The sequence below is a fragment of the Cupriavidus sp. F041 genome (genome assembly GCF_057814235.1).
In genome coordinates this window covers 369,308-392,853 of sequence record NZ_JBVASY010000003.1, presented here as the reverse complement: position 1 = coordinate 392,853, position 23,546 = coordinate 369,308, and the positions used below count along the sequence as shown (strand labels likewise).

The 23,546-nt window shown below is 59.5% G+C and carries 19 protein-coding genes and 1 pseudogene; 9 read left to right on the top strand and 11 right to left on the bottom strand.

Annotated elements, in window-relative coordinates; translation table 11 throughout:
* The first annotated feature begins 564 nt into the window (after positions 1-564).
* The 5 genes from ACZY0R_RS40400 (at position 565) to tnpC (ACZY0R_RS40380) (ending at position 4,371) form a co-directional block, all read left to right on the top strand.
* Positions 565-1,275, top strand: a complete 711-nt coding sequence (locus ACZY0R_RS40400; protein WP_488867051.1) for a nucleotide-binding protein — start codon at positions 565-567, stop codon at positions 1,273-1,275.
* Positions 1,272-1,607, top strand: coding sequence for a hypothetical protein (locus ACZY0R_RS40395; RefSeq protein ID WP_488867049.1), 336 nt, complete (start codon positions 1,272-1,274; stop codon positions 1,605-1,607). Before ACZY0R_RS40400 ends, ACZY0R_RS40395 begins: the two co-directional genes overlap by 4 nt.
* A 269-nt stretch (positions 1,608-1,876) precedes the next feature.
* Complete coding sequence (tnpA, locus tag ACZY0R_RS40390; protein ID WP_488865250.1) at positions 1,877-2,353, top strand: IS66-like element accessory protein TnpA; 477 nt, start codon at positions 1,877-1,879, stop codon at positions 2,351-2,353.
* A complete protein-coding gene (tnpB, locus tag ACZY0R_RS40385; RefSeq protein ID WP_376990061.1) occupies positions 2,353-2,706 on the top strand; it encodes an IS66 family insertion sequence element accessory protein TnpB in 354 nt (117 codons plus the stop codon). Before tnpA (ACZY0R_RS40390) ends, tnpB (ACZY0R_RS40385) begins: the two co-directional genes overlap by 1 nt.
* 57 nt (positions 2,707-2,763) lie before the next feature.
* Entirely contained in the window at positions 2,764-4,371 is a 1,608-nt protein-coding gene (gene tnpC / locus ACZY0R_RS40380) for an IS66 family transposase (RefSeq protein WP_488865252.1), read from the top strand.
* An 81-nt stretch (positions 4,372-4,452) separates the two neighbouring features.
* Here tnpC (ACZY0R_RS40380) and ACZY0R_RS40375 read toward each other — a convergent pair whose 3' ends face one another.
* The 7 genes from ACZY0R_RS40375 to tnpA (ACZY0R_RS40345) form a co-directional block, all read right to left on the bottom strand.
* Positions 4,453-4,713, bottom strand: coding sequence for a hypothetical protein (locus ACZY0R_RS40375; protein ID WP_488865254.1), 261 nt, complete (start codon positions 4,711-4,713; stop codon positions 4,453-4,455).
* Between the two features lie 216 nt (positions 4,714-4,929).
* Entirely contained in the window at positions 4,930-6,459 is a 1,530-nt protein-coding gene (locus ACZY0R_RS40370) for a replication initiation protein (RefSeq protein ID WP_488867047.1), read from the bottom strand.
* Positions 6,460-8,335: 1,876 nt separating this feature from the next.
* The gene (locus ACZY0R_RS40365; RefSeq protein WP_488857688.1) at positions 8,336-8,812 is read right to left on the bottom strand and encodes an ISAs1 family transposase; all 477 of its coding nucleotides are present in this window, start codon (positions 8,810-8,812) and stop codon (positions 8,336-8,338) included.
* Entirely contained in the window at positions 8,809-9,480 is a 672-nt protein-coding gene (locus ACZY0R_RS40360; protein ID WP_488857689.1) for an ISAs1 family transposase, read from the bottom strand. The genes ACZY0R_RS40365 and ACZY0R_RS40360 overlap by 4 nt, the downstream gene beginning before the upstream one ends.
* 443 nt (positions 9,481-9,923) lie before the next feature.
* Entirely contained in the window at positions 9,924-11,534 is a 1,611-nt protein-coding gene (tnpC, locus tag ACZY0R_RS40355; protein ID WP_488856669.1) for an IS66 family transposase, read from the bottom strand.
* A gap of 138 nt (positions 11,535-11,672) precedes the next feature.
* Complete coding sequence (gene tnpB / locus ACZY0R_RS40350) at positions 11,673-12,026, bottom strand: IS66 family insertion sequence element accessory protein TnpB (protein WP_488856668.1); 354 nt, start codon at positions 12,024-12,026, stop codon at positions 11,673-11,675.
* Positions 12,026-12,499 carry an IS66-like element accessory protein TnpA gene (gene tnpA, locus ACZY0R_RS40345; RefSeq protein WP_488856667.1) on the bottom strand — a complete coding sequence of 158 codons (474 nt, stop codon included), beginning with the start codon at positions 12,497-12,499 and terminating at the stop codon, positions 12,026-12,028. The genes tnpB (ACZY0R_RS40350) and tnpA (ACZY0R_RS40345) overlap by 1 nt, the downstream gene beginning before the upstream one ends.
* Positions 12,500-12,956: 457 nt before the next feature.
* Between tnpA (ACZY0R_RS40345) and ACZY0R_RS40340 the strand changes: the two genes are divergently transcribed.
* Both ACZY0R_RS40340 and ACZY0R_RS40335 read left to right on the top strand, forming a co-directional pair.
* Positions 12,957-14,651, top strand: coding sequence for an IS1634 family transposase (locus ACZY0R_RS40340; RefSeq protein ID WP_488861964.1), 1,695 nt, complete (start codon positions 12,957-12,959; stop codon positions 14,649-14,651).
* A gap of 405 nt (positions 14,652-15,056) precedes the next feature.
* A complete protein-coding gene (locus ACZY0R_RS40335; RefSeq protein ID WP_488867045.1) occupies positions 15,057-16,745 on the top strand; it encodes an IS1634 family transposase in 1,689 nt (562 codons plus the stop codon).
* Between the two features lie 453 nt (positions 16,746-17,198).
* On the opposite strand, the gene ACZY0R_RS40330 is transcribed toward ACZY0R_RS40335, so the two are convergent.
* The 4 genes and pseudogenes from ACZY0R_RS40330 to ACZY0R_RS40315 all read right to left on the bottom strand — a co-directional run bounded on the left by ACZY0R_RS40330 (position 17,199) and on the right by ACZY0R_RS40315 (position 20,787).
* Positions 17,199-17,921: a hypothetical protein gene (locus ACZY0R_RS40330; RefSeq protein WP_488867043.1), complete on the bottom strand. Its 723-nt coding sequence runs from the start codon at positions 17,919-17,921 to the stop codon at positions 17,199-17,201.
* 94 nt (positions 17,922-18,015) lie between these two features.
* Positions 18,016-19,350, bottom strand: a complete 1,335-nt coding sequence (locus ACZY0R_RS40325; RefSeq protein WP_488857457.1) for an IS4 family transposase — start codon at positions 19,348-19,350, stop codon at positions 18,016-18,018.
* Positions 19,351-19,586: 236 nt separating this feature from the next.
* Positions 19,587-20,343, bottom strand: a pseudogene (locus ACZY0R_RS40320) (SDR family oxidoreductase).
* 42 nt (positions 20,344-20,385) lie between these two features.
* Complete coding sequence (locus tag ACZY0R_RS40315) at positions 20,386-20,787, bottom strand: nuclear transport factor 2 family protein (RefSeq protein WP_488867041.1); 402 nt, start codon at positions 20,785-20,787, stop codon at positions 20,386-20,388.
* 221 nt (positions 20,788-21,008) lie between these two features.
* On the opposite strand from ACZY0R_RS40315, the gene ACZY0R_RS40310 reads away from it, so the two are divergent.
* Positions 21,009-21,608, top strand: coding sequence for a TetR/AcrR family transcriptional regulator (locus tag ACZY0R_RS40310; RefSeq protein WP_488867330.1), 600 nt, complete (start codon positions 21,009-21,011; stop codon positions 21,606-21,608).
* 1,667 nt (positions 21,609-23,275) lie between these two features.
* Positions 23,276-23,533: a type II toxin-antitoxin system PemK/MazF family toxin gene (locus ACZY0R_RS40305; RefSeq protein ID WP_488867039.1), complete on the top strand. Its 258-nt coding sequence runs from the start codon at positions 23,276-23,278 to the stop codon at positions 23,531-23,533.
* Positions 23,534-23,546: the final 13 nt, after the last annotated feature.

Genomic DNA, 23,546 nt, shown 5'->3' with positions numbered 1-23,546 from the left:
CATCGGTCAAGTCGAATCCGCTTGTGGTAGTAGCTATCAACTTTCTCAGCTTAGATGGCTCTCCGGAACGCCAAGCCGATATGCGCCATTTACCGGCTCCCGGGAATGGCAGCGAGGGCAGCGAACTCGGCTGCTAGATAGCTATCCAATCGAAACCGCCTGTGGACGTAGCTATCAGCTACCTCCAAGCGTCCGATCATCATCTCGGGTAGCTAGATGAAATCCGCAAACGTAGCTGATAGAGATTTTGCAGGCGAGTTCAACGGATAGCTATCTGGTAGCTGAGAAAGCTGATAGCTACCGTGGGGCAATTCAAATGCCCTTTGGCAGGGGACACCGTCCATCCCGGGGACCTTCAGCCCCCACACCGCCGACTAAGCTGAGCGACAGCCATTTCTTCGTCGCGCAAAGGCCACAGTCAAGTGATACTAAACAGCTACCATCTTGATAGCGTGGTAGCTACCTAGTATATTTCGGCTACTTAAATGGTATCCGATCGCCGTTTACTTATCTCGAGCACTGCGAGCGCACTCCAGGTAGGCAACAGTACAGTCGAGGACTCATATGCCAACAGTCGTGTTTGTAAGCCCGAAGGGTGGCGCAGGAAAAACCACCTCTGCGTTGGTTCTTGCGACGCAGATTGCCCTGCGCGGCAAAAGCGTCACCATTATCGATGCCGATCCGAATCATCCCGTCAAGACCTGGGCGCAGGATGGTGCCGCGCCTCCGAGTTTGGGCGTCGTCTCCGACGTGACAGAAGAGACAATCGCGGACAGCATTGAAGAGGCGGCCAGAAAATCTGCCTTCGTGATCGTTGACCTGGAAGGGACAGCTGCGACAATCGTCGCCCATGCTATCAACGAGGCAGATTTTGTGGTCGTCCCAACGCAAGGGTCTCAGCTCGACGCAGAGCAGGCCGGCAGGGCATTTCGGCTGATCCGCGCGCATGAGCGCGGTATCCAAAAACACAAGCCAGACTACAAGCTCCCATACGCCGTTCTCTTCACGAGAACGTCTGTGGCCATTCAGAGTAGGGACACAGCCCATATCCGGAAGAGCTTCGCAGCGGCAGGGATTCCCGTCTTCGTCACTGAATTGAATGAGCGCGCAGCCTTTAAAGCGATGTTCTCGTATCGGCAGACGCTCGACAAACTAGGGCGGTCAGAGGTATCAAATGTCGAGAAGGCAATCGAGAATGCGGAGGCTTTCGCGGGTGAACTCATTGGGCTGTTACTGAAGGCCCGTACACAAACGGCAGAGGAGGGCGCAGCATGACCCGAGTGGATCCCCTGGCAGCCCTCGATGCATTCGAGATCGAGCCGGCAAAAGAAAAGAAGCCGCGGTCAGGCCGTGCCGATGTTGAGAAGATGGCAAACGAGAACGGTTTCGTCAGCCGAGAGCCGAAACCTCCTGAGTCGCGGCCGACAACCCAGCCACAGACAGTGAAACGCCGCCGGCGTTATACGACCGGCCGTAACCAGCAAATCAATATCAAGGCGACCGCGGACACGATCGCCCGATTCAATGCCAAGGCGGAAGCGTTGGGCATTCCAGCAGGAGCACTGCTGGAAAAAGCTCTCGCAGCGCTAGATGATGCGGAGCGGTAGTTAAGCAGCGGCTTTCGGTTAGGTTATCTGGTAGCTACCTGCTACCATTCTTAACATGCTGCCAGTGGTGGAGCCATCCGAGATGGCTGCCGAGATGACCCGCCGACGCAGGTTTTTTGCATGGCCTACTTCGACCGCTGATTCGACACGAAGTAGGCCGCACATCTACGTCCCGCAGGTGAACGGTAAGCGCGAAATTAAGCGCACCTAGCTTTTGCGGCTGAGAGTGGGCAGGCTTGCGTCCGCAACCACTATTTGCGGACGCAAGCATGATCGAAGCCGAATGTGAAGTTCCGCCGCTGAGGGTGATCCGGGTTCGCTCCAACGGAAAGCGAGACTTTGACCCGGGGGATAAGCGCCAACTGGTCGAGACGTGTCTGCGGCCAGGGGTATCGGTAGCGGGGATGGCGCTCAAGGTCGGCATCAATACGAACCAGTTGCGCAAGTGGATTCGGCTGCACCAATTGGCAACAGAAGCCGCGGCGGCCGGTAGTGCGGAACCTGTACTGCCAGCGTTCGTACCGGTCGTTGAGGTTAGCGGCGTAACGCGCGTTTCGGAATCGCCGGTGGCGCTGGAATGTTTGCCGGCCGAGGCGCCTGCTTCGCCCCAACCATCGCTGCGTCCATCTCTGCCACTCGCGGTACTCACGGCGCGGATGCCCAACGGCGTGACGGTGGAACTCCAATGCGGCGAGCAGGACGTCACGCTCGTGAAGGCGATGATCGAAGCGCTGGGGGCGCGTTGATGTTCCGGCTCGACGCTGACCTGCAGGTCTATCTGCACCGCAATGCGGTGGACTTCCGCCTCGGGATCAATGGGTTGGTTGCCCTGGTCGAGCAGTCGATGCAGCTTGATCCGTTTGCCCGCGCCGTCTACGCCTTTCATAACCGTCGGCGCAACCGCATCAAGCTGTTACTGTGGGACCGAAACGGCTTCTGGATGCTTTTGAAGCGATTGGAGGAAGACCGTTTTGTGTGGCCGCGGCGTGAGCACGCGGTGATCGAGCTCACGACCGAGCAGTTGCACTGGCTACTGGACGGTATCGACGTGGACGCCGTGAAGCGGCACCCGTCGCGCAAATATCAGCACACGGCTTGATGGTCGTTCGGTGTGACGTATACCAGATTGGGCGGAGGCTGCACTATCGTGTTCAGCATGAACGAACACGACCTCTCCCAATTGCCGCCGGCCGCCCAGGCCTATATCCGCGAACTTGAAGCGCGGGCTGCTGCCAACGTTCAGCACATCGCCGAGCTGAACGAGCGCATCAAGCTCCTTGAGGAACAGTTCCGCCTCGCGCAGTCCAAACGCTTCGCACCAAGCAGCGAGAAGCTCAAGGACCGTGTGTTCGATGAAGCCGAACAAATGGCCGCTGCGGAGCCGGCCGACGACGATGAGGATGACGCGCTCGCGCCGCCGGACACGGGGCTGCCAGAGCCTGATAAGCCCGCAGGCCGCAAACGTGGCCGCAAGCCGCTGCCGGCGGAGTTGCCGCGCCAACGTATCGAGTACGACCTGACCGAAGACGAGAAGATCTGCCCGTGCTGCCAGGGCGCAATGCACCGCTTGGGCGAGGAAGTCAGCGAGCAGTTGCACATCGAAGCAAAGGTCTCCGTACTGCAGCACGTCCGCTTCAAATACGCGTGCCGGCACTGCGAGCGCAATGCCGAACGCACGCCGGTGGTGACCGCGCCGATGCCAGCGCAACCACTGCCGGGCAGCAACGCAAGCCCAGCGATGCTGGCGACGGTGACCACCGCCAAGTACGTGGATGGAACGCCGCTGTACCGCATGGAAGACGCGCTGGGTCGCGCCGGCATTGCAGTTGGCCGTGGCACGCTGGCCAACTGGATCATCCGGCCCGCGCAACTGCACTACAGCCGACTGTACCAGGCGCTGCGCCGCACGCTGCTGACGCAGCCACTAATCCATGGCGACGAGACGACGGTACAGGTGCTCAAGGAGGAAGGCAAAGCCGCGCAGAGCAAATCGTACATGTGGGTCTACCGCAGCGCGGAGGACTGCGAGCATCCCGTGGTGCTGTTTGACTACCAGCCGGGGCGCGGGCAGGAGTATCCGCAGGCGTTTCTCGCAGGCTACGAGGGCATGCTTATGACCGACGGCTACAGTGCCTGGCGTACCCTCGAAGGCGTCACGCACTTCGGTTGTCTTGCGCATTCCAGACGGATGTTCGTTGATGCGCAAAAGGGGCAGAAGAAGCCCAGCGCGCGAGTGCTAAAAGCGCTCGAGTACTTCAAAGCCCTGTATCAGGTCGAGACGCTCGCCAAGGAAGAGCTGCCCGAAGGCGAAACGCGCGTCAACTACACGTACCGGCTGCGTCAACAGCACAGTGTGCCGCTGCTGGAAGCCCTCAAGGCATGGCTGGACCAGCAGGCACCGCTGGTACTGCCGGAGAGCCTGCTGGGCAAGGCCATCGCCTACGCGCGCAACCAGTGGGAATACCTGAGCCGATACGTTATCGATGGGCGTGCGCCCATCGATAACAACCCGGTCGAGCGTGACATCCGCCCATTCTGCACAGGGCGAAAGGCATGGCTCTTTGCAGACACCGTCGCTGGAGCGAAGGCGAGCGCCATGATCTACAGCCTGATGCTTACGTGCCGCGCCTGTGACGTCGAGCCGTATGCTTATCTGCTCCACGTGCTCACAGAGCTGCCACAGCGCGCGCCGAACGCTGACATCAGCGACCTGTTGCCGTTCAACTTTGCACGGCAGCAAACCGCGCCGCCGCACCCTACCTGAGCAGCGGGTCGATCGTTGCCCCCAAGTCGGGAACTCCATCACACTGAGAGAAGCCTCTCGTTACCCGGTAACAGCGAGGCGCTAGCGGGGGACGTTGAAATAGCGATCCCACCGCTCCGAATCCGGATTGAGCCTGCGCACGATCGCGTCGTCCGCTCGCGCGATCAGCCGCTCCAGCATCTGACGCTTCGTTACCGCGTAACGGTGCGCCAGCCGTGCAAGAGCAAGGTCGGCTTCCGTACTGACCCACATGTCCAGCCGCCGCTCTCCGTTGCCGTCCTTGCCCGCCGTCGCGCGCCTTGCCCGATAGGCGGCCTGCCGCTGTGCTGTCGTCTGCGCCATCCTGCTCTCCTCATGATCGTTACCCGGTAACACCCCGTGCGGCAACGTTACCCGGTAACAACTGGAATCCTCAAGGTGTGCTGGATTTAGCGCTTACGGTGAACGGGCGGTCGGTGGCGACGCGCTGTTTAAGCTCCCGCCCATTGGGGCGCATATACCGGCGATAGATCTGTAGCCGCCCAGCGTGAACCTACCGAGCGGCCTAGGCCTTGTCGGTCAGACTATATTCGGAATCAGGCCAACCTTAGCTGCGAAAGCAAGGAAGGTGCTTTGAACGAGAGGGTGCGTGAGATCCGGTGCATCGTCCTTCAACTTGCGCCTACCGATCACAGCGATGCTTGCCTCGTCGGCGAGGAAGTTGCGCCAAATGTCCGATTTCTCGGCGTCCATAACTTGTGGCCACCATGAGTTAAACCGCTCTAGCGCTGTTTTTCGGGTATCGGCGGAGAGCCTTTGGATCTGGACCTCCCTGGCCTCATTTCGGTTACGTTCGCGGTGAACTGTCAATTCCGTCTTTTCCGCGGCCGTGAGGAAGTACTGGTCTTCCGTATCATTGAGCGCCTTCGTGACGAGCGCATAGCCTTTAGTGAACTTGCGTTTCGCGAGGATATAGCGGAAGTAGAGAACGTCCGTCACCTCCTCGATCCGCTTAAGACGGAAGTTCCGGGTTAGTTCACGAATCTGAGGGCTGCTTATGCCGAACTGCTCGCGCAGTATTGCGAAGCGTTCGGGATCAAGCGAGCCTTCCTCGTTCATAGTCAAGAGGTTCTTCGTGTTTTCCCAGATCTCGAACTTGATTGCAATGACCTTTCGACCTTTAGTGATGTACTTGGGTGTCGCGCAGTAATCGCTGGACTGTTCAAGCTCCGCCAACGCAGGGACGATAACTCGTGCGGTCAGTCGCTTGAATTCAAGGTACTCGGTATCCTCGATTCCCATACGCTCACGGAATTCCTCGAGCGATATTTCTCCAGTGTGGCGGCGCCAAAGGTTCTCGCGCAGCAACTCGTACATCGCATGAGCGTACTTGCTCCGAAAACGCGCGTTCATGCGCATCGAGACGTGATAGTAGCGTTCGGGCGCGCTGTACAGCTTGCGCAGCATCGGCGGAATTTTGTAGTAAAGAGTCTTCCCGTCGATCAGAACGTCCTGAAGGATCTGGGTCGAGAACCAACGTGAATTCTCCGAAATTTGCATCAATGACTGCTGCATCTCTTCGACAGAGTTTTTCAGGTAAGAAGTATCGTTGTGATTGTGCTCGACCGACCAGCTCAAGTACTCCAGGGAGACCGAAAACGTATCCTGCGTCGTCATGTTCGGACGCGCGACGAATAGGAGGGTGTTGTGGAGTTGCCGCTGGAGCAACTTCAGCGGACGGACAAACCGGACGCGCTCGCTACTCTTCTTGAGCAGCAGTTCCTCTTCGACGTCGATGATCGAGGTGCCCTCGTCGAACAGGTCTAGGCTGCGGGTGTAGTATTGCTTCGCTTCCTTCTCGTTCGAGAGGTAGAAGCGAGCCAAGTCAGTTGAGGTAAGCGCCTTTTCCAGTGCGGCCTGGTCTTCGAGTGTGACTACTTCAGCTTCGGCGCCGTTGACCGTGGCCGTGGCCTTACGCCTGCCGCGCCGGGGCGGCTTAGACTCGGCGAGCACCAGCTCGAACGCTGCCGAATCCGCAGTTGGTACCGCAACCGGAATTGCGATTTCAATCTCTTGTACTTCTTTCGCAGCGGTGGTGCTCGTAGCCATGACGGTTGAACGGAATTCTTATTGGCGTTGACTATGGACAATGTGGACTACAAAGTCAAATCTGTTACGTAGGCCATGGTCTACCGTCGTGCTGTCATTTCCCCATAGATGTAGTCCATTGATGAGTGAGCGGTGTTCCGTGTCGAGCGGCTGAGGTCGGCCAGTGGTGCGAAAAGGGGTTTTTGGGTTCCATGCGGGCGCCCCCACAAACGTAGACCATTGCATGATTTCGATCACCGATGCGTAAACGCGACACCTGCTCTTGCCCGCTTATCCATTCCCCCAGGATCAATCCGGGCACAACAGAGAATTCGCGCCCCACAGACGTAGACCATAGGCTGGGTCTTCCAGAGGCCGATGAAGCGCCGCCAATGCGGGATAGGATGTCCAATGGACTACGGATTCCGGGAACTCTAGGCCTGAGTTGGTCAGACGTCCCGGGATGTGCTTCAGGCTTGGCCTGGAGTCATATGGGCCTAGCTACGCTAGGCTCCACTTGAAGCTAAGGACTACAAATTCCGGGGACCGCAGGTGCATCTCTTCCCGCCGGAAGGTTGTTTCAAGTAGCTATGGCCTACAAATTACGGTTGCGTGGGACACCCGTGATGGCATGTGGACATGTCGGTTTGCCCGGTAATTGTAGGCCTTGACGCAGCCAAGCTGACGTGCGTCTCCTGTAACTTATTGATTTATATGGATTTTTTGTTTTTCCACATCGCCCGTCGAATGTGAGTGTGCGCTTACGTTTCAAACATGTATCAGGCATTTGCTATTTGGCTTGCCAGAGGTTGCGTTGACTGTAGGTGCTGAGTTGCAGCTGACCAGGATGCTGGGGTCCTTAGTCAACCTCGGAGGTGGTCTCTTGCGGGTGTTTTTGGTGTGGGTCTTGCGGAAGGATCGAATCTATAGAAGTAAAAAATCAAATCAAATCGTTAACGTAGCGTAACTCATTGACTTAACGGTGGTTTTTGAGCTGAAGGCCTACATTTGTGGGGGAATCACTTCCCATAACCGTGGGCCTCAGGACCTTAAGCCCCCATTTATGGGGATCCTATCGCCTACGTTTCTGGGAGCCAAAGCCTACAAGCGTGGGAACCGGACTACACCCATGGGTGTAGTCCAAAGATGCTCTGTGGATAACTTATCTTGCGAGGAATGGACTACAGATGTGGGCGCCGCAATCTTCGTCGTTCCGATGTCTCCTGATGGGACGCTATGGACTACAGGCATGGGCAGCCAGACCGTACGAGCCGCCACTCTATGGACTACGTCTATGGGATGACTTCTGAGCGCATACGGGCGATATGGACTACGTTTATGGGGCGAACCCAGAGAGGGGGGGCGGGCAACCGGCAGGATCAGGAACAACGCTGCATCAAGTTCTGAAGTTGATCGCCGGGCGAGCGCGACAAGTCGCATCATAGCGCCATCAAGGCCCTTTGCGCGCTCAGCAGTCGTGCAAGGGCAGGGGCCGCAACCCTACCCGTTAGTTTCGACCAGGGTGAGCGACGAAACGACTCGGGTGCTAGTCGAGCGGCATGGAGAACACGCTAATCCGCAGCGCTGGATCCAGGCATCCGCCGAGGACGTGAGTGCGCTGCTGCGATCAGTGGTGTCCACGGATGCAGTCTTCTTGGGCGTAGTCGTCGTCGCTCGTCAGTTAATGTGCGACGGCCACCTATGATTGCTTCGCTGGCAGACCTCCACGCGAGATTTGCGTTCGTCTCATTGAGAGGCCGTGCTAGGGCACCGGTCCTGACTATGATTCACGAGGTTTGCAGAGCCCTCATTGACGAAGAGCATGAGGCCGATGGTCTGTCGTAACAGATCCAGGCATCCTGTGTGAGCCTCTCGGCTTCCATCCAGGGCCGGAGCATCAAATTCTCGGCAGTGGCGTGAGCTGGAGTAACTCGAATAGGTAATCAGGATTCCAGCCCGCGACCTTGCGACGTGCGGCCAGGCTACGCTTTTTCTTGCCGGATTCGGGCCGCATGCGCAGCCAATTCAAGGTAATGCGGCGCAAGGTGGCGAAATTGGCCGTTGCATTGCGCAAGCGCACGGTGCTGGCGTCCTCGCGGAAGGTCACGTCCAGGCAATGATGCAAGCCGTTCTCGATGGCCCAGTGCATGCGACTCGCCTCAAGTAAGAGCTTGGCATCAGGTGCGGCGGAACTGATCAGGTACTGCGTCTGCACGCTCACTTGGCCGCCGATGTCGCGCGTGCGCTCAATGCGCACCAAGCTCTTGAGCTTGGGCCAGCGATCCAGTTCGCTGAGATAGTCCGGCGCCGCTACTGCGACGCAGTGGCGGCTTTCAAGGCGACCGTGTCCTTTATCCAGCGTCTCAAAGATCATGGCTTCATGTGCGCCCAATCGTGAGCTTTGCCGATGCGCATATAGTCTTCAACGGCTTGAGCCAGGCTGGGTTGGTTGTCCTTGGCGACCAGCAGATAGTCGCCGCCGCGCTCAGTGATCTCCTGCGCGATGGCCACCTGGGTGCCGATCGCATCGATGGTCACCAGGCTACCCTTAAGGGAGAGGACCGGCAGCAGGGCTTCAATGGCGGTGATCTCGTTGGTCTTTTCCTCGCAACGCTGCTGCGCCAGCACCAGGCCACTCAGGCTCGCGTAGGCTGTCACGCTATGCAAGGCACGCACGCCCTTGGCACTCGAGCCCGAGCCACGCACACTCTTGCCGTCGATCGCGATGATCGTGTGTAGATCCGGACAAACCTGACCCACCCAACTCAGCAGGCAGGCATCCAGTTGTTTCGGATCGAGCACCTCAAAGACACGTCGAATGGTGTCGTGCCCGGGAATGCCATGCGGCAATTCCAGGTATTGCCGAAGCCTCACTTCATGAGCAATACCCCATTCCTCCATCTCGTCCCACCCCTGTGCGCCGGCCAGCACCGAGAACAGCGCAATCGACAGGATGTCGATCAACTTGTGCCAGGTTCGGCCTACGACGCGAGGATCTTCTATTTCCGACAGCAGGATGATCAGTTGTTTGCCGGGGCTCATTAGCTCGCCTCTGAATCAGAGAAATCAGAGTAAACCCCTTCCGCGCCCAGTTTACAACCCGCTGCGATAACTCATTGCTTGTTAACGAGTTTTGATGCTCCGGCCCTGGCTTCCATCGCCGATGCCGTGCCATTCTCGCGCGCTGTCGAAAACGTCCGGTGTTACGTCTCACAGTTTGAGGGGGGCCATCCTTGTCCACCGCATGCAGAAGCAAAGCGGAAACGCCTCGGCCCACCAGCTTCGGCCCACCGCCTCCCAGAACGAGCCACCTCTTTGGCTAGATCAGAATGTCCGTAACCGCGCAATTCAGCACACTGTATTGAGAGTCGTTCTCGGCGAACAGGCGGGCTCGGCCCTATTGCGACGCTCGAGCAGGATCGGCAATGTCCGATGGAGGTACCAGGAATCGCGCGCCGGGGCAGTGCCGGCGCCCTGTCATGTCATCAACCGGGGTTCGTCATTGCGCTCTGCTGGCTGGCGTAGTTGAACGGCAGCAGGTCGCTGATGTCGGCGTCCGCCGCACGCTGCGGCAGCTCGGTGAGAACGTGAAGCAGATACGCATACGGCTCGACGTTGCAGGCGCGGCACGTGAGCATCAGGCTGTAGATCGTCGCGCTCGCCTTCGCACCGGCAACCGTGTCTGCAAAGAGCCATGCCTTTCGCGCGGTTGCAAAGGGTCTCACGTCGCGCTCTATCACGTTGTTATCGAGGGGTGCACGCCCATCGATAACATAGCGGCTGAGGTATTCCCACTGATTGCGCGTGTAGCTGATCGCCTTGCCCAGCAGACTTTCAGGCAGAACCTGCGGTGCCAGTTCGTCCAGCCATTTCCTGAGCGCCTCCAGTAGCGGTACGCTGTGTTCCTGCCGCAGTCGGTAGGTGTAGCCGGCCCGTGTCTCGCCCTCTGGCAGTTCTCTGCGAGCAAGTGTCTCGACCTGATACAGCGCCTTGAAGTACTCGAGCGCCTGCTGTGCGCGACCGCCGGGCTTCTTCTGGCCCTTGTGCGCGTCGACGAACAGTCGTCTCGAATGTGCAAGACACCCGAAGTGCGTGACGGCTTTGAGCGTGCGCCAGGCGCTGTAGCCGTCGGTCATCAGCATGCCTTCGTAGCCGGCGAGAAACGCCTGCGGATATTGCTGACCACGCCCCGGCTGGTAGTCGAACAGCACCACAGGCTGTTCGCAGTCCTGTGCGCTTCTGTAGAGCCACATGTAACTCTTGCTCTGCGCGGTCTTGCCTTCTTCCTTGAGCACTTGCACCGTCGTCTCGTCGCCGTGGATCAGCGGCTGCGACAGCAGCGTCTGGCGCATCGCCTCGTACAACCGGCTGTAGTGCAGTTCGGCAGGCCTGATGATCCAGTTCGCCAGCGTGCCGCGGCCCGCCGGAATGCCCGCACGGGCCAGCGCGTCTTCCATCCGGTATAGCGGCGTGCCATCCACGTACTTGCCGGTCGTCACCGTCGCGATCATCGCCGGACTCGCGTTGCTACCTGGCAGCGGTTGTACTGGCATCGGCGCGACCACGATCGGCGTGCGCTCCGCGTTGCGCTCGCAATGGCGGCACGCGTATTTGAACCGTACGTGCTGCAACACCGAGGCCTTTACCTCGATGTGCAACTGCTCGCTCGTCTCCTCGCCCATGCGATGCAGCGGGCTCTGGCAGCATGGACAGATTTTCTGTTCCTCGGGCAGGTCGTACTCGATGCGCTGGCGCGGCAACGACGCCGGCAGCGGCTTGCGTCCCCGCTTGCGGTGTGCAGACTCATCGACTTCCGGAAGTCCCGTATCGGGCAGCGTGAACGCGTCATCGGGATCGTCGCCAGCAGGTTCTGTCGCGGCGATCTGCTCGGCTTCGTCAAACACCCGATCCTTGAGCTTCTCGCTGCTCGGCGCGTAGCGTTTGAGCTGCGCGAGGCGGAACTGCTCTTCGAGCTGCTCGATACGCTGCGAGAGTTGCTGGGCTAGCGACTCGAGATCCAGATTCTTCTTCTCGAGTTCTCGGATATAGGCCTGGACGTCAGGCGGCAGATCAGGGATGAGGTCATGTGCAGGCATGCCATTCACGATAGTGCAATCGCATCGCCAACAGGTTTACGTCGAATCCATATCAATGGTATCGGCCAATCCCCTGGCGAGCAGCCGCCTCGCGAAGCCTATGGCCAGAGCCCGCACCCTGGCCTCCCTCACGCTGACTCAGCTCGCGTGCCGGTAGCGCCGCGAAGGGTGTCGGCGAACGGCTTCGATGTCGATACCTTCAAGCAGCCAGTGCAGTTGCTCGGTGGTGAGTTCCATCACCGCCTGCTGGCGGCGTGGCCAGGCGAAGTGGTCTGCTTCCAAACGCTTCATCAGGAGCCAGAATCCGGAGCGGTCATAGAGCAGAAGCTTGACCCGATTGCGGCCGCGGTTATGGAACGCGAAGACGGCCCGGGCGAACGGATCGAGTTGCATCGACTGCTCGACCAACGTCACCAGACTGTTCAGGCCGGCCCGGAAGTCGATAGGCTCGCGGTGCAGATAGACCCGCAGGTCAGCGTCGAGGCGGAACATCAGGTGTCCCCCAGCGCCGCGATCATCGCCTTCACGAGCGTCCCATCTTTCGGTGTGCATTCGAGCTCGATGGTTACGCCGTTTGGCAGCCGTGCCGACAGGCGTGCCAATTGTGGCGAAGATGAAGATTGCGGCACGGGAACAGATGTCGATTCCGGCGATGCCGGCCGTGACCGCTGGGCTTGAGGAGGTACGCCGCGAACCTCTACTACCGGAACGAAGGCCGATGGCGCGCCTTCGACGGCGCTATCCATGTCAATACCACCTTGTCTTTCTGCTTTGTACTGCTTGACCCAGCGCCACAATTGGTTCGTGTTCACCCGGGCTCGGATCGCCATGCTGGCAACCGATACGCCGGGTTCAAGGCAAGCCTCGATCAATCTTCGCTTGCCCTGCCTGTCGTAGCTGCGTTTCCCGTTGGCGCCGACATTGGTCACTCGCAGCGGCAGGAAGTCAAAATCGCTATCGTCCATGAATTGTGCCCACGAAAAAAATCGTGGGCACAATCCTGCGCCTTTCGGGGCGTCAACGCTACGTGCGGAGAAAATCGCGCTTACGAATGTCCGGTCTAGTGCAGGATGGTTTTGATTCTTTTGCGTCTTTTCCTGGGCCGTTTCCGTAAGGCAGTCGAGCTGGCCTGAGGCGGTAACGCATCTACAGGGTGGGGCGATTGTGTCGGTTCATCGATGGCGCGACACAGATCATCCGCGTTCAGTCGCCATTGTGGTTTGGTGCCGGGCGTCGCCAGTTCCCGCTTGAATTCCCTGTTCCCCGAGTTCGACAGTTTGAGCCCGATATTCGCCATTTCTGACCGTCGCCCCTAGCACTGGCGCGGCTTCCCGGGTCGTGGGCGCCAAACTCTTGTAGTGGCACGTTTGTAAGAACGAAGCCTATATTTGACAAGGCACTCAATGCCTGTAAAGTAACGGCATGTTCGTCAAAGTCACCTCCTCCGGTTCTCGCCGTTATGTGCAGTTGGTCGAGTCCTATCGCGATGACAACGGTCAGCCTAAGCAGCGCACCGTTGCCACCTTAGGCCGTCTTGATCAACTTGGCGACAGCATGGAAGGCGTGATCAATGGGCTGTTGCGCGTCACCGGCCGCCCCGCACTTGAGGCAGCCGCCGAGCCCGCGGTGACGTTCGAATCGGCCCGTGCGCTCGGCGACGTGTGGGCGCTCTCCGAACTGTGGCAAGAGCTCGGCTTCGACGGCTTGCGCCGCGTGTTCCGACGCACCCGCCATGCCATCGATGTCGAAGCGCTTGTGCGCATCATGGTCTTCAATCGCCTGTGTGACCCGGAATCCAAATTGGGTGTGCTGCGCTGGCTGGAAACGGTTGGCCTGCCAGGGCTGTCCATCGAAGCCGTCGACCACCAACATCTGCTGCGCGCAATGGACGCGCTGGTCACGCATCAGGCAGACGTCGACGCCGTGTTGGCGGGGCTGTTGCGTCCGCTGGTCGATCAAACCTTATCGGTGGTGTTCTACGACATGACGACCATTCGTGCCGAGGGTCTGTCGCAGCAAGAAGATGATGTGCGCCAGTACGGCATGGCCAAGGAAGGCGTCATTGCCCGGCAATTCATGTTGGGCGTCGTGCAGACGGCAGAAGGATTGCCGCTCTATCACGAAGTGTTTGACGGCAATACCGCGGAAGTCACGACGCTGAAGCCAACCCTCGAGAAGGTGCTGAGCCGGTTCCCCGTCAAGCGCGTCATCGTCGTCGCCGATCGGGGACTGCTCTCGATCGACAACCTGGCAGAGCTGCAGGCGATGACCTTGCCAGACGGTGCGCCGCTGGAATTTATCCTGGCGGTACCGGGCCGTCGCTACAGCGATGTGGTCGATTCATTGGAAGGCCTCCACACACAGCAATGCCTGCCGGCCCATGAAGAAGTCCTGGGCGAAGTGCCGTGGAACGGCTTGCGCTTGATCGTGGCGCACGACCCCGTGGCAGCGCAGCAGAAAGGCAGGCAGCGCGATGCGCAGATTGCACACCTGGAGCAGCTTGCCGCGCAGTGGGTGGGTAAGCTTGATGCGCAAGACACCGGCCATCGCAGTCGTGGCAAAAAGCTCTCGGATGGCGGTGCCCGCGCACGTTTCTACCATGCGGTCTGCGAGGCCCATCTGGCTCGTATCATCCAGGTCGATCTAAAGAGCGAGCGCTTCTGCTATGCCATCGATGAGCGAGCCTTGCATCATGCCCGCATGATGGATGGCAAGCTGCTGCTGGTCACCAATGCCGCGGATCTCTCACCACGTGAAGTCGTCGACCGCTACAAGTCATTGGCGGATATTGAACGCGGGTTCCGTGTGCTCAAGTCCGAGATCGAGATTGGCCCGGTCTACCACCGCTTGCCAGACCGCATCCGCGCCCATGCGGCGATCTGCTTCATGGCACTGATTCTGTATCGGGTGATGCGGATGCGCTTGCAGGCCGCCAACAGCGAGCTGTCGCCCGCGCGAGCTCTTGCCATGCTCAATCGCATTCAGCACCACCGCATCGTCATCGACCAATCCAAGTCCGTGGCAGGGCTCTCGGCCATCAGCCAGGAGCAGGCCCGGGTTCTCTCCGCATTGAAGGTTCGCAAACCAGCCAAAACGACCCAACTGACTCTCTTGTAGTGGAGCGTTTCGCAGTCGGCTCCAATCAAATCAAAGACTTACGCTTCTAACTGTCGAACTCGGGCTGTTCGGTGGTCAGTCAAATGCGCCGCAGCGTTCCCGCAAGCGAACCAAGCCATGGCGCAGCCGGCGTGGCTCATTGCATCGCTCGATTCAGCCGATGACCTCTCGTGGATTCGGTGGGCAAAATTCGATCTTGACGTATGGCTGAAATCTATCAGCAAGAAGGCCTCAAAGGCCGTAGTAGCGCTATTCGGTAGCTGTGAAGGTTGGCCTCCGCCATCTGTCGCGCCTAGCCCTACCTTCGCAAGCTCGGTGTTGTTCCGCGGCGGCACCGAGTCGGAATGCCGCGTAGATACTGGATTTCGCTTGATTCTTTGGCTCTGAGATGCTACATGAAAGAACATGCACATCTTCGAACGAGAAGTCAACGGCCATCGCTACCGTATTGCCGCGCAGTCGGTGTGGGACGCGGAGCGGGGCCGTTCCGTCGCACGCCAGGTCGTGCTGGGACCGGCCGAGCCGCCGCGAGTGGCGGATCTGAGCGCGACCCAGACGGTGGGCACGCGCGGGGTCGGCGACGTCGGAGCCTTGATCTGGGTGGCCGAGCAGCTGGACTTGGTCGGGCAGATTGATCGCGCGTGCGCAGGGGTTGGCGCCAAGGATGGCCCGTCGGTGGGTGAGTTGGCGGTGGCTGTGGCGATTCAGCGTGCGTGTGCGCCGGGACCCAAGTGCGAGCTGGGTGTTTTTCTGGACGCGAGTTTGCCGCGGCTGTCGTGTTTGCCGGGGTCCGCGTTCACCGGTCAGGCCTTTCATCGCGTCGCGCAGCAGGTGACCGATGAGCAGTTGGAGCAGGCTCAGGTGGCCATCGCGAAGGCCGCGGTGGCCCGCTTCGAGCTGTCCGCCGACGTGCTCGCGTTCGATACGACGAACTTCGATACCCACATCGACACGCAGACGCCCGGCGAACTGGCCCGGCGAGGCCACGCCAAGAGCAAGAGAAGTGACCTGCGTGTCGTAGGGCTTGGCGTCCTGGTCAGCGAGACCGGGCATGTGCCGCTGTTGTATCGGACGTATCCCGGCAACGGCTCGGACCAGGCCGTGCTCGCGGCGTGCCTGGGTGGGTTGGCGCAGTTGCACGAGGCACTCGACAGCGGTGAGGGCCGCGCGCGGCCGGCGCAGCGCACGGTGGTACGGGACGGCGGGTTTTGGAGCCCGCAACTGGAACTCGATCTCGATGCCGCCGGCTACTACAGCCTCATCTCGTTGCCACTGGGGCACAAGGCCGCAGAGGAGGCGCTGCAGATGGTGGCGCAGCGCGGTGCCATGAAGCCGCTGTCGGGCAAGCTCAGCGACGTGCGGGCGGCGCGGGTTCGGACCACGGTCGGCGAGTTGGACCGCACGCTCGTCGTGGTGGAGAGCCAGGAGTTGCTGGCGGGCCAGAAACGCGGGATCGCGACGGCACTGCGCAAGGCGAAGGTGGAACTGAGCACGCTGGAGGAGTTGGTCCAAAAGGGCCGCATCACGCGCAGCCGGCTGGAGCTGCGGGTCAAGAAGGCGCTCGCTCGGGAACACCTGTCGAGCTTCGTCGTGACCACCATCGCCGGCAGCGAAGCGGTACCGACCTTGCATTGGCACGTCGATGCCACGTTGCGCCGCGAACTGGAGAGAACACGGCTGGGCAGGCGGGTGCTGTGTACGGATCGGCACAACTGGAGCACCGGGCGAATCGTTTCCGCCTTCCGAGGACAGTGGAACGTCGAGGAGCTGTTCCGCAGGGCCAAGAAAGGCGGCGTGGTTCCCTGGGGACCGTCACACCAGTGGGCCGATGGATCGTTGCGTCTGCACACCTTCGCGACCGTGCTCGGCCTGATGCTCGTGAGCTTGGCGAAGATTGCCCTGCGGACCGACGCTTCGGCCCGTCGCATGATGGAAGGACTGGCCGAGATCAAGGTGACGTTGGTGAGGACGAAGACCGGGGCAGCGGGACGACGGCCAACGGCAATGCTGGCGCCGAAGCTCACGGCCGAGCAGCGCCGCGCCGTGAAGGTTTTCGAACTGCAGCGGTGGGGACCAACGTTATTTCATGTATGACCTGGGCGCCCGTTCAGCCACGATTGACGGGCAAGAACCGTCGATCCGGCCCCTTGCTTTGCGAAAGTAGCGCTAGGTGAGGCCAATTCAAGTAGCCATTGCGGTTGACACTGCGTCGAGCCGGTCGGTTCCGTGTCAACGCAAGTCAAGTCTGCATGCATGCCATCGCGTTCGAGCGTTAACGACTCGAGACCGGGCTCAAACTGCTGTCTGCATCCGCTTGCGTCAGGTCTTGGCAGAATTTGACAAATCCTATTCTCACGACGCTGACGGTCCTCCGGATAGCAAGAAAGCGCGTACAGGGTCGGCTGCGGGAAGCGATTGACACATCCTCTATTTGCCGAAAAGCGCCTTGTTTTTAGTGGTTTTCGGGAGATGGTGTTCGACCGTGGCCTGCTTCTGACAAATCCTATTCTTCTCGGGCATGCATGCCCACGTGCGTGGCCATAGGGCCTAGCGAAAGGAGACCATGGCAATGTCGATGGCAACCAGCAAAGGTTCGTCAATTCTCCGACCATTAACGTCATGAGCAAACACGCGCCGGGTCGTCGGCACCATGATGCCGTCAAAGTCCCGGTAGTTCGACGCATAATTTGCGCCGGTAGCGCCGCCCATGACGTCCACCGTGTAGTCATGGCGCCGCAGCAAACCATCCGGTCCAAAGTACGAAACCTGCTCACGCGAATGCGTATCGATGGAGCGTGGGAACGTTACTTTCAAGCGTCGCCATTGCTCACCGTCTTCATGCCACGGCAACAACTCCTCGGTGACTACACCAGGGTAGGTGTAGAGAAAAGGCGTACTGAAATAGGTCCACAGCGCATAACTGCAGAAGTATGCAGCATGAAGATCGTCCCAAGGCGTCTGCTGAACATGTCCGGCGAACGACGAACGCGGATTGTCGCGACTCTCGAGTACGCGGCCGTCTGTCGATTCGATGGCGACGCGTTCCGGGGTAAAAAAAGAGTGTCGGTCGGGCGCTTTGAAAGGCCGCAGTTCGACACGCTGGGCTTGCGTATCCATTGCGGCGACAACGTGCCTGAAAATATCCGGCTTCTGTTTGACATGCCAGATGCCGCCTGTGATCGACATTTCGGCTTCGAGCCCTCTGAATGCGTTCCAGCGTGCGAGGCCTCCATGAGCCTCGATAGCCAGCTTTAAAAGATCACTCGTCATATCGTTTCCTCTGTCATTGGTCTGCCCTGATGGCCGAGGCCGATCGCCTGTCCAATGCTCCTGACCAGGTTGGAGGCATCTCCTTATACAGAAGTCATGCGCCCTCGTTGCGTAGGGCCTGAATTGTGGCTGCAGCGTCCCTGGTTCGCTGCAAGCCGATCCAGAGCGTCTTTGCGCCGGGTTCGCCATCGCTCTTGCGGCCCAAGAAGCCACCCAGTGATGCAATCAGGCGAATTATTTGATTGAGCGTGGGTGGCTTTGGAGGGCGCGGCTTCTTCGCCAGCAGATAGGCACCCCGTATCTCGTCGGCATCAAAGAACAGCGACGCGTCCAGCTCGGGGCAGGTCCTGCCCAGGCGCATCAGTCGCGCAATACGCCACGAGACCACCATGTACAGCACAAGCGCACGTTCGACTCGGTCCATGTGCGAGAGCTGTAACGCTTCCACCTTGCAGCCGTTTTTCAGTACATGGAAGAACATCTCGATCTCCCATCTGGCCCGATACCAATCGATTAGCTCGATCACCGCATCAAGATCTTGCGCGTCCCGATTAGTCAGCAATCGCCACACCACAGGCTTCACGCCGGCCGGCGCGCCGCGTTCCGCGGCCACCAGGCAGGTGAGCGACAGTCCTTTGCGGCCTGGCAACATCACGCGTTGCGCACGCAGCTCCTGCCTGACTTCACGCGCCTTCTGGCCAGCACGCCCGGGCAAGATGAAGGCGATCTCGCCGAGCGCCTCGCTGGCCTCGACCGCATCCCACAGTTTGGCCTCGGCAGCGCCAAGGCTGCGGTTGTGTTGCGATCGGATCAACCAGTCAGCAGGCTGGCCTAACTCATCAGCCCGCTGCATCAACGCAGCAATGTCGCCTTCCCGATCCGCCACATAGACCAGCCGGGTCTGCAGCAGCGTTGCCGCCTGCTCGGCCACGCGCTCATAGCCTTCGATCCACCTCACGCTCTCCTTGATACCGCCGCGTTGCCCGTCCGCATCCTTTGGCTCACGTGCCCACATCCAGGCATCGACCACCCCCAGCGGCTCCCGATCCGGCGTAACCGCATAGGTCGCGTGAAGATACATCCCGCGTTGAACTTCATAGCTCAACGGCCCAGCCCCCTCCATCTCCTGGCCGTTAAAGTCAAGCTCGGTCGTATCGGCAAGGCATAGCACCACCGGAAATGGATGCATCCGCCCAGCCGTACGATCCCAATGCGGCTGCATCATGTCTCGCCACTCGACCTCTTCGTTGCCGAGAAATCGGTACGCACCCATGGTCTCGGCCCAGCCGTCGCATGCCCCCGGGATGCTCGCCGTCGGCTTGGCCGCAAACCGCTTCAGTAACTCCTTCGCGCGACGGTCCCGTCTTGGATCGCCAAGATCCAGCGCTTCAAATTCCTCGTCCACCCACGCTCCTGACTCGTTGCCCATTTGCTCTAGCGGGAAATCCAAGAGTAAACGCGAGTTCGCGCCGGTTTACAACCCCCCCCCCCTCTGCCTCGACATCCATCCACTTCTGCCTCGCACCATCGCTCTGGCCGGCGGTACTTCTGTATAAGGAGATGGGTTGGAGGGGCTGCTACGGCCTCCTTCAACGTGCGCGCAGTGCTGAATGGAGTCAGGCGACCAGAAGCGCTCGGCGGCGACGTAGTCGCGCTGGCAGCGAGTCACCCGGCCAGCACCGGCATGATCTGTGCGTTGAAGCCATTTGACCAAGTCGTGCTCACCGGGCCCCGGGTTGCCGCGGAACAGCTTGGCGCCTTCAACCAGAATCTCATCTGCATCGGTTCCGAGAACCGCCATCGTTTCGTCGATGAACGCTTCAAGCGGCATCGCCAGTTCGGCTTCGCGGCTGTTCATGAGGTCCGTGCGTACCCAGGGCGGCGCGATCTCCAGTACGCGAACCGTCGTGTCCCGCAGCATGAAACGTTGCGATAGGACGAACGAATGAAGCGCTGCCTTGGTCGAGGAGTACACGGCAGTCACAGCCAACGGCACGAATGCAAGCACCGAGCTGGTATAGGCGACGACCGCATCGTTCCTGGTCTTGAGATGATCGATCAGTGCGGACGTCATGCGGATCGGCCCCATCAGGTTGGTCGTGATAGTGGACACCATCAACGCGTCATCGATCTGTCCACCCGCCTAGTCCGGCTGCATGACGCCTGCGTTGTTGATCAGCACGTTGAGATCGGGATAGTCCGCGATCAACCGCGCCGCTACCCGCTCGATGCTGGCGGCATCGGTGATGTCGAGCTCGACCGCGGCCATCCCCGGGTTCGCCGCCACCACTTCGTCCAGATGGCTGCGCCGGCGGCCGGCGATGATGACGTTGTTGCCACGCCTGTGGAGCGCCTCCGCCAGCCCACGGCCAATGCCCGAACCGCCGCCCGTGATGAAGATCGTGTTGCCGGTGAGTTTCATGATCGTTTCCTTTTTGTGTTTCAGTGGGTGGTGCTTTCGCGGTCAGGCAGGGAATCGGTCGCCGAACATCGGCAGGCCGCTCACGGATTGCGTCTGGGTCGCCTCGTCCTGAAGGACGTCCCAGTGCTCGGCCAGCTTGCCGTCTTCGAATCGGACAACGTCCGCAGCAATCCACGCTGCGGGCCGGCCGTTGCCGGAGAAGCGACCATGTGCGATGACATAGTCGCCCTCGGCCATAATCAGGTGGTTCTCGTAGCGCAAGGTATCGGGAAGCGCGCGGATCAGATCGAATAGGCCTTCGCGTCCCGGTGCGATATGTGCGCTGTGCTGAGTATAGCGATCGGACCAGAATTGCTCTGCTGCAGCGTAGTCTCGCTTGTTGAAAAGGGTGTCGAACGCTTCCAGCACAATCGCCTTGTTCTGTTCAGGAGTAGTTTTAGTCACATCGCGATCCTTTTTGACGGATTGGGTGGCAACGCGGTCAGGCGTCGGTTGGGCCCTTGCTGCTTGGACGCTCAAGTCGAGTAGGCTATACTCAACACAATGGTGACTGACATTGTCTATGCGGTGAATTGTGGCGATTCGCGCCGGCCATGTCAATGGTGATCACCATTGTATTTTTCGACCAGGCTTATTGGGCCGTTGGCGGCCGAAGAGGGGAGGGAATGGGTGTATCCAAGCAACAGGCGGTTGAAAACCGGCGGGCGATCGTGGCGGCCGCCGAGAGGCTGTTCCGCGAGCGCGGCGTCGATGGGGTCGGGCTCGCCGAGTTGATGAAGGCGGCGGGCTTTACACAGGGTGGTTTCTACAACCACTTCAAATCAAAGGACGCGCTGGTTGCCGCAGTGATGGACAAGGCCATGGAGGATGGAGGAGATGCGTTTGTCTCCATCATCGAAAGCGCCAAGTCGGCTGATGCCGATCCGGTCAGGCAACAGATTCAGTGGTACCTGTCACCCGAGCATCGCGCGAATATCGATGCGGGTTGCCCCTTGTCGGGTTTTGTTGGCGACGCCCGCCGGCTCGGCGAAGCGGCGCGCGACGCCTACGCTGAAGGTCTCGCAGTGAACTTCGAACGATTCGCCAGAGTCATCGCAGAGACGGACGGGATCAGGGAAGGCAGCCGCAGGAAGGCGATCACGTTGTTTAGCCATATGGTGGGTACGCTATTGCTTTCGCGCGCTGTTGCCGACATTGACCCCGCGCTCGCGGATGAAATACTTGATGAGGGACGCCAGCATCTCCTCACGGCGGTGGATGCGTAGCCCGAAGCTCAATCGCGCGGCGGCGGCTGTCGGAATTCGACCTTGAGCGCTACTTCGCGCTGACCGGTACCGACTAGATCATTTGGGCACGCTGCCCCGGCAGTTGCTGCGATATGTTGGTGAACGACTTGGCTTGCCAACCCCGACGATCGCCTCCCTGCGGACTATCAATCAGCGCTACAAGACACAGTATGAGAATCAGGTAGCCTTGGCATCCGACTGTCTGGCAAGATCATCCAGCAGGGCTTTGGCCTCCTTCCAGTCGGCGAGGTCGAAGCCCTCGGTAAAGCTGCCATGGATATCAGCCAGCGTAGTGCGCGCGCTGCGTCCAATTTTCCTTGCAGGATCCGTAGCCTTGCGAGACTCAATGCTGCTTGCAGTTCCAACGATCTGGCACCCTGCGCACGGGCCACCGCAATTGCTTTGTGAAAGCACGCCTCAGCGTCGTTTTGGCTGGCTAGTGCAGAGGGGCTATCCTTTGATTGCCGGAGCAGAAGTTCGCCCTTGAGCCGATGTAGCTTCGCTTCGTCAACCTGCTCTCCAGTTTCTTCGGCCAGCGCGAGCGCCTCGGCCACCCGGTCAAGACCGGGGGGGATAACTCGCCAGTTGCCGTTCCCTTATCTTGCACCGCCGAAATCCGCGTGATCACCGGTTTGATCAATTGATCGACTCTCGAAATGTGCGTATTCGTTGATTTTTTCAATAAATCCTTTGTTAAAACAAAAATTGTGCAACCATGCTATGAGCATTGGTACAGTATCTTCAAATTCCACATTAGTTATATGGATAGAATCTAAATTCGTCAGCTCAATATCTTAGCATTGTACGAGCACCAATTTTCGACTTATGTCGCAAAAACGTGAGAGACGCCTTGCGGAGTAATTCTTTTACGCACAAACAAATAAAAATCAGCGATCATTACCGCATGCCCAGGTAACGGTGGGCCAAGAATTCATAGGTGCCGACCTCAACGGCAGTGGTACTCGAAAATTCAGCGCGTGCACGGTCTGCAAGGCCCCGAGCCGCAGCTTCCATAGCCAGTCCTTCCGTGGATACAGCGCACTCGTGCACTGTCCATATGCCGACTGGCTTCTTTCCGTTCATTGGTGTACCTACGATTGCCAATACTGAGGACGTCCAACACGTGACGGCTCCCAGCTTTGTGGGCAATTTTGGCCTGTGCGGCTGGATGGGGCACAGTTTGTCCGAACACGGACACTCCAGAGGGCACACCCAACAGCCATACATCTCGATCGCCAGGAGGCGGGGATACCGATCACGAAGCCCAATACACGGCGGTGGGATGATCGGGTCATGCGAGATGGCCGCATGCGCATTTACCAGCGGTTCAGTCGACAACACAGGCCCGTGGCAGCCTGCTCAGAATGCCAAAACAGAATCCACGGCCAGAGGTGGGGTGCGTGGGCGCAGCGACGAAAACGTTGCTGCGATGGTCAGGTTGCGTTTGCTCCACGCGCCAGGCTAGTCGGCGAAATCGCTAAAGGACGGAGCTATTGGATTGAACGCGTACGCAGGAGTGGCCGGGAGCCAAATTCGATCAGAAGTACAGGTGAATTCGGTTGTTGCGTGACACAAACTGCTTTGTATAAATATTGGAAGGCGTGCGGAATACGGCGACCTAGCGGGCGCGGGATTCATTAGCGCTCTTGGAAACCGGCGACGCAGGCCACCCCACGACGATAGTTGTGCCGGGCACTACTCAGGTGGGACGTGACCAGGACTACTTTCCTCTGCGAGTAGCAATTGGTAAGTCCGGCGCCATGCCCGAGGAGACGGACCTGTTGATCGATCAGGTACGGGCTATCTCGAACAACCGATTGATGGGGGGCGCTGCAGTTGCGAACCTATCCCGCGCCGACATCAAACGAGTGGAGGAGGCGCTGAAGCTGCTCCAGTGCCTATGACACCTCACCGAGC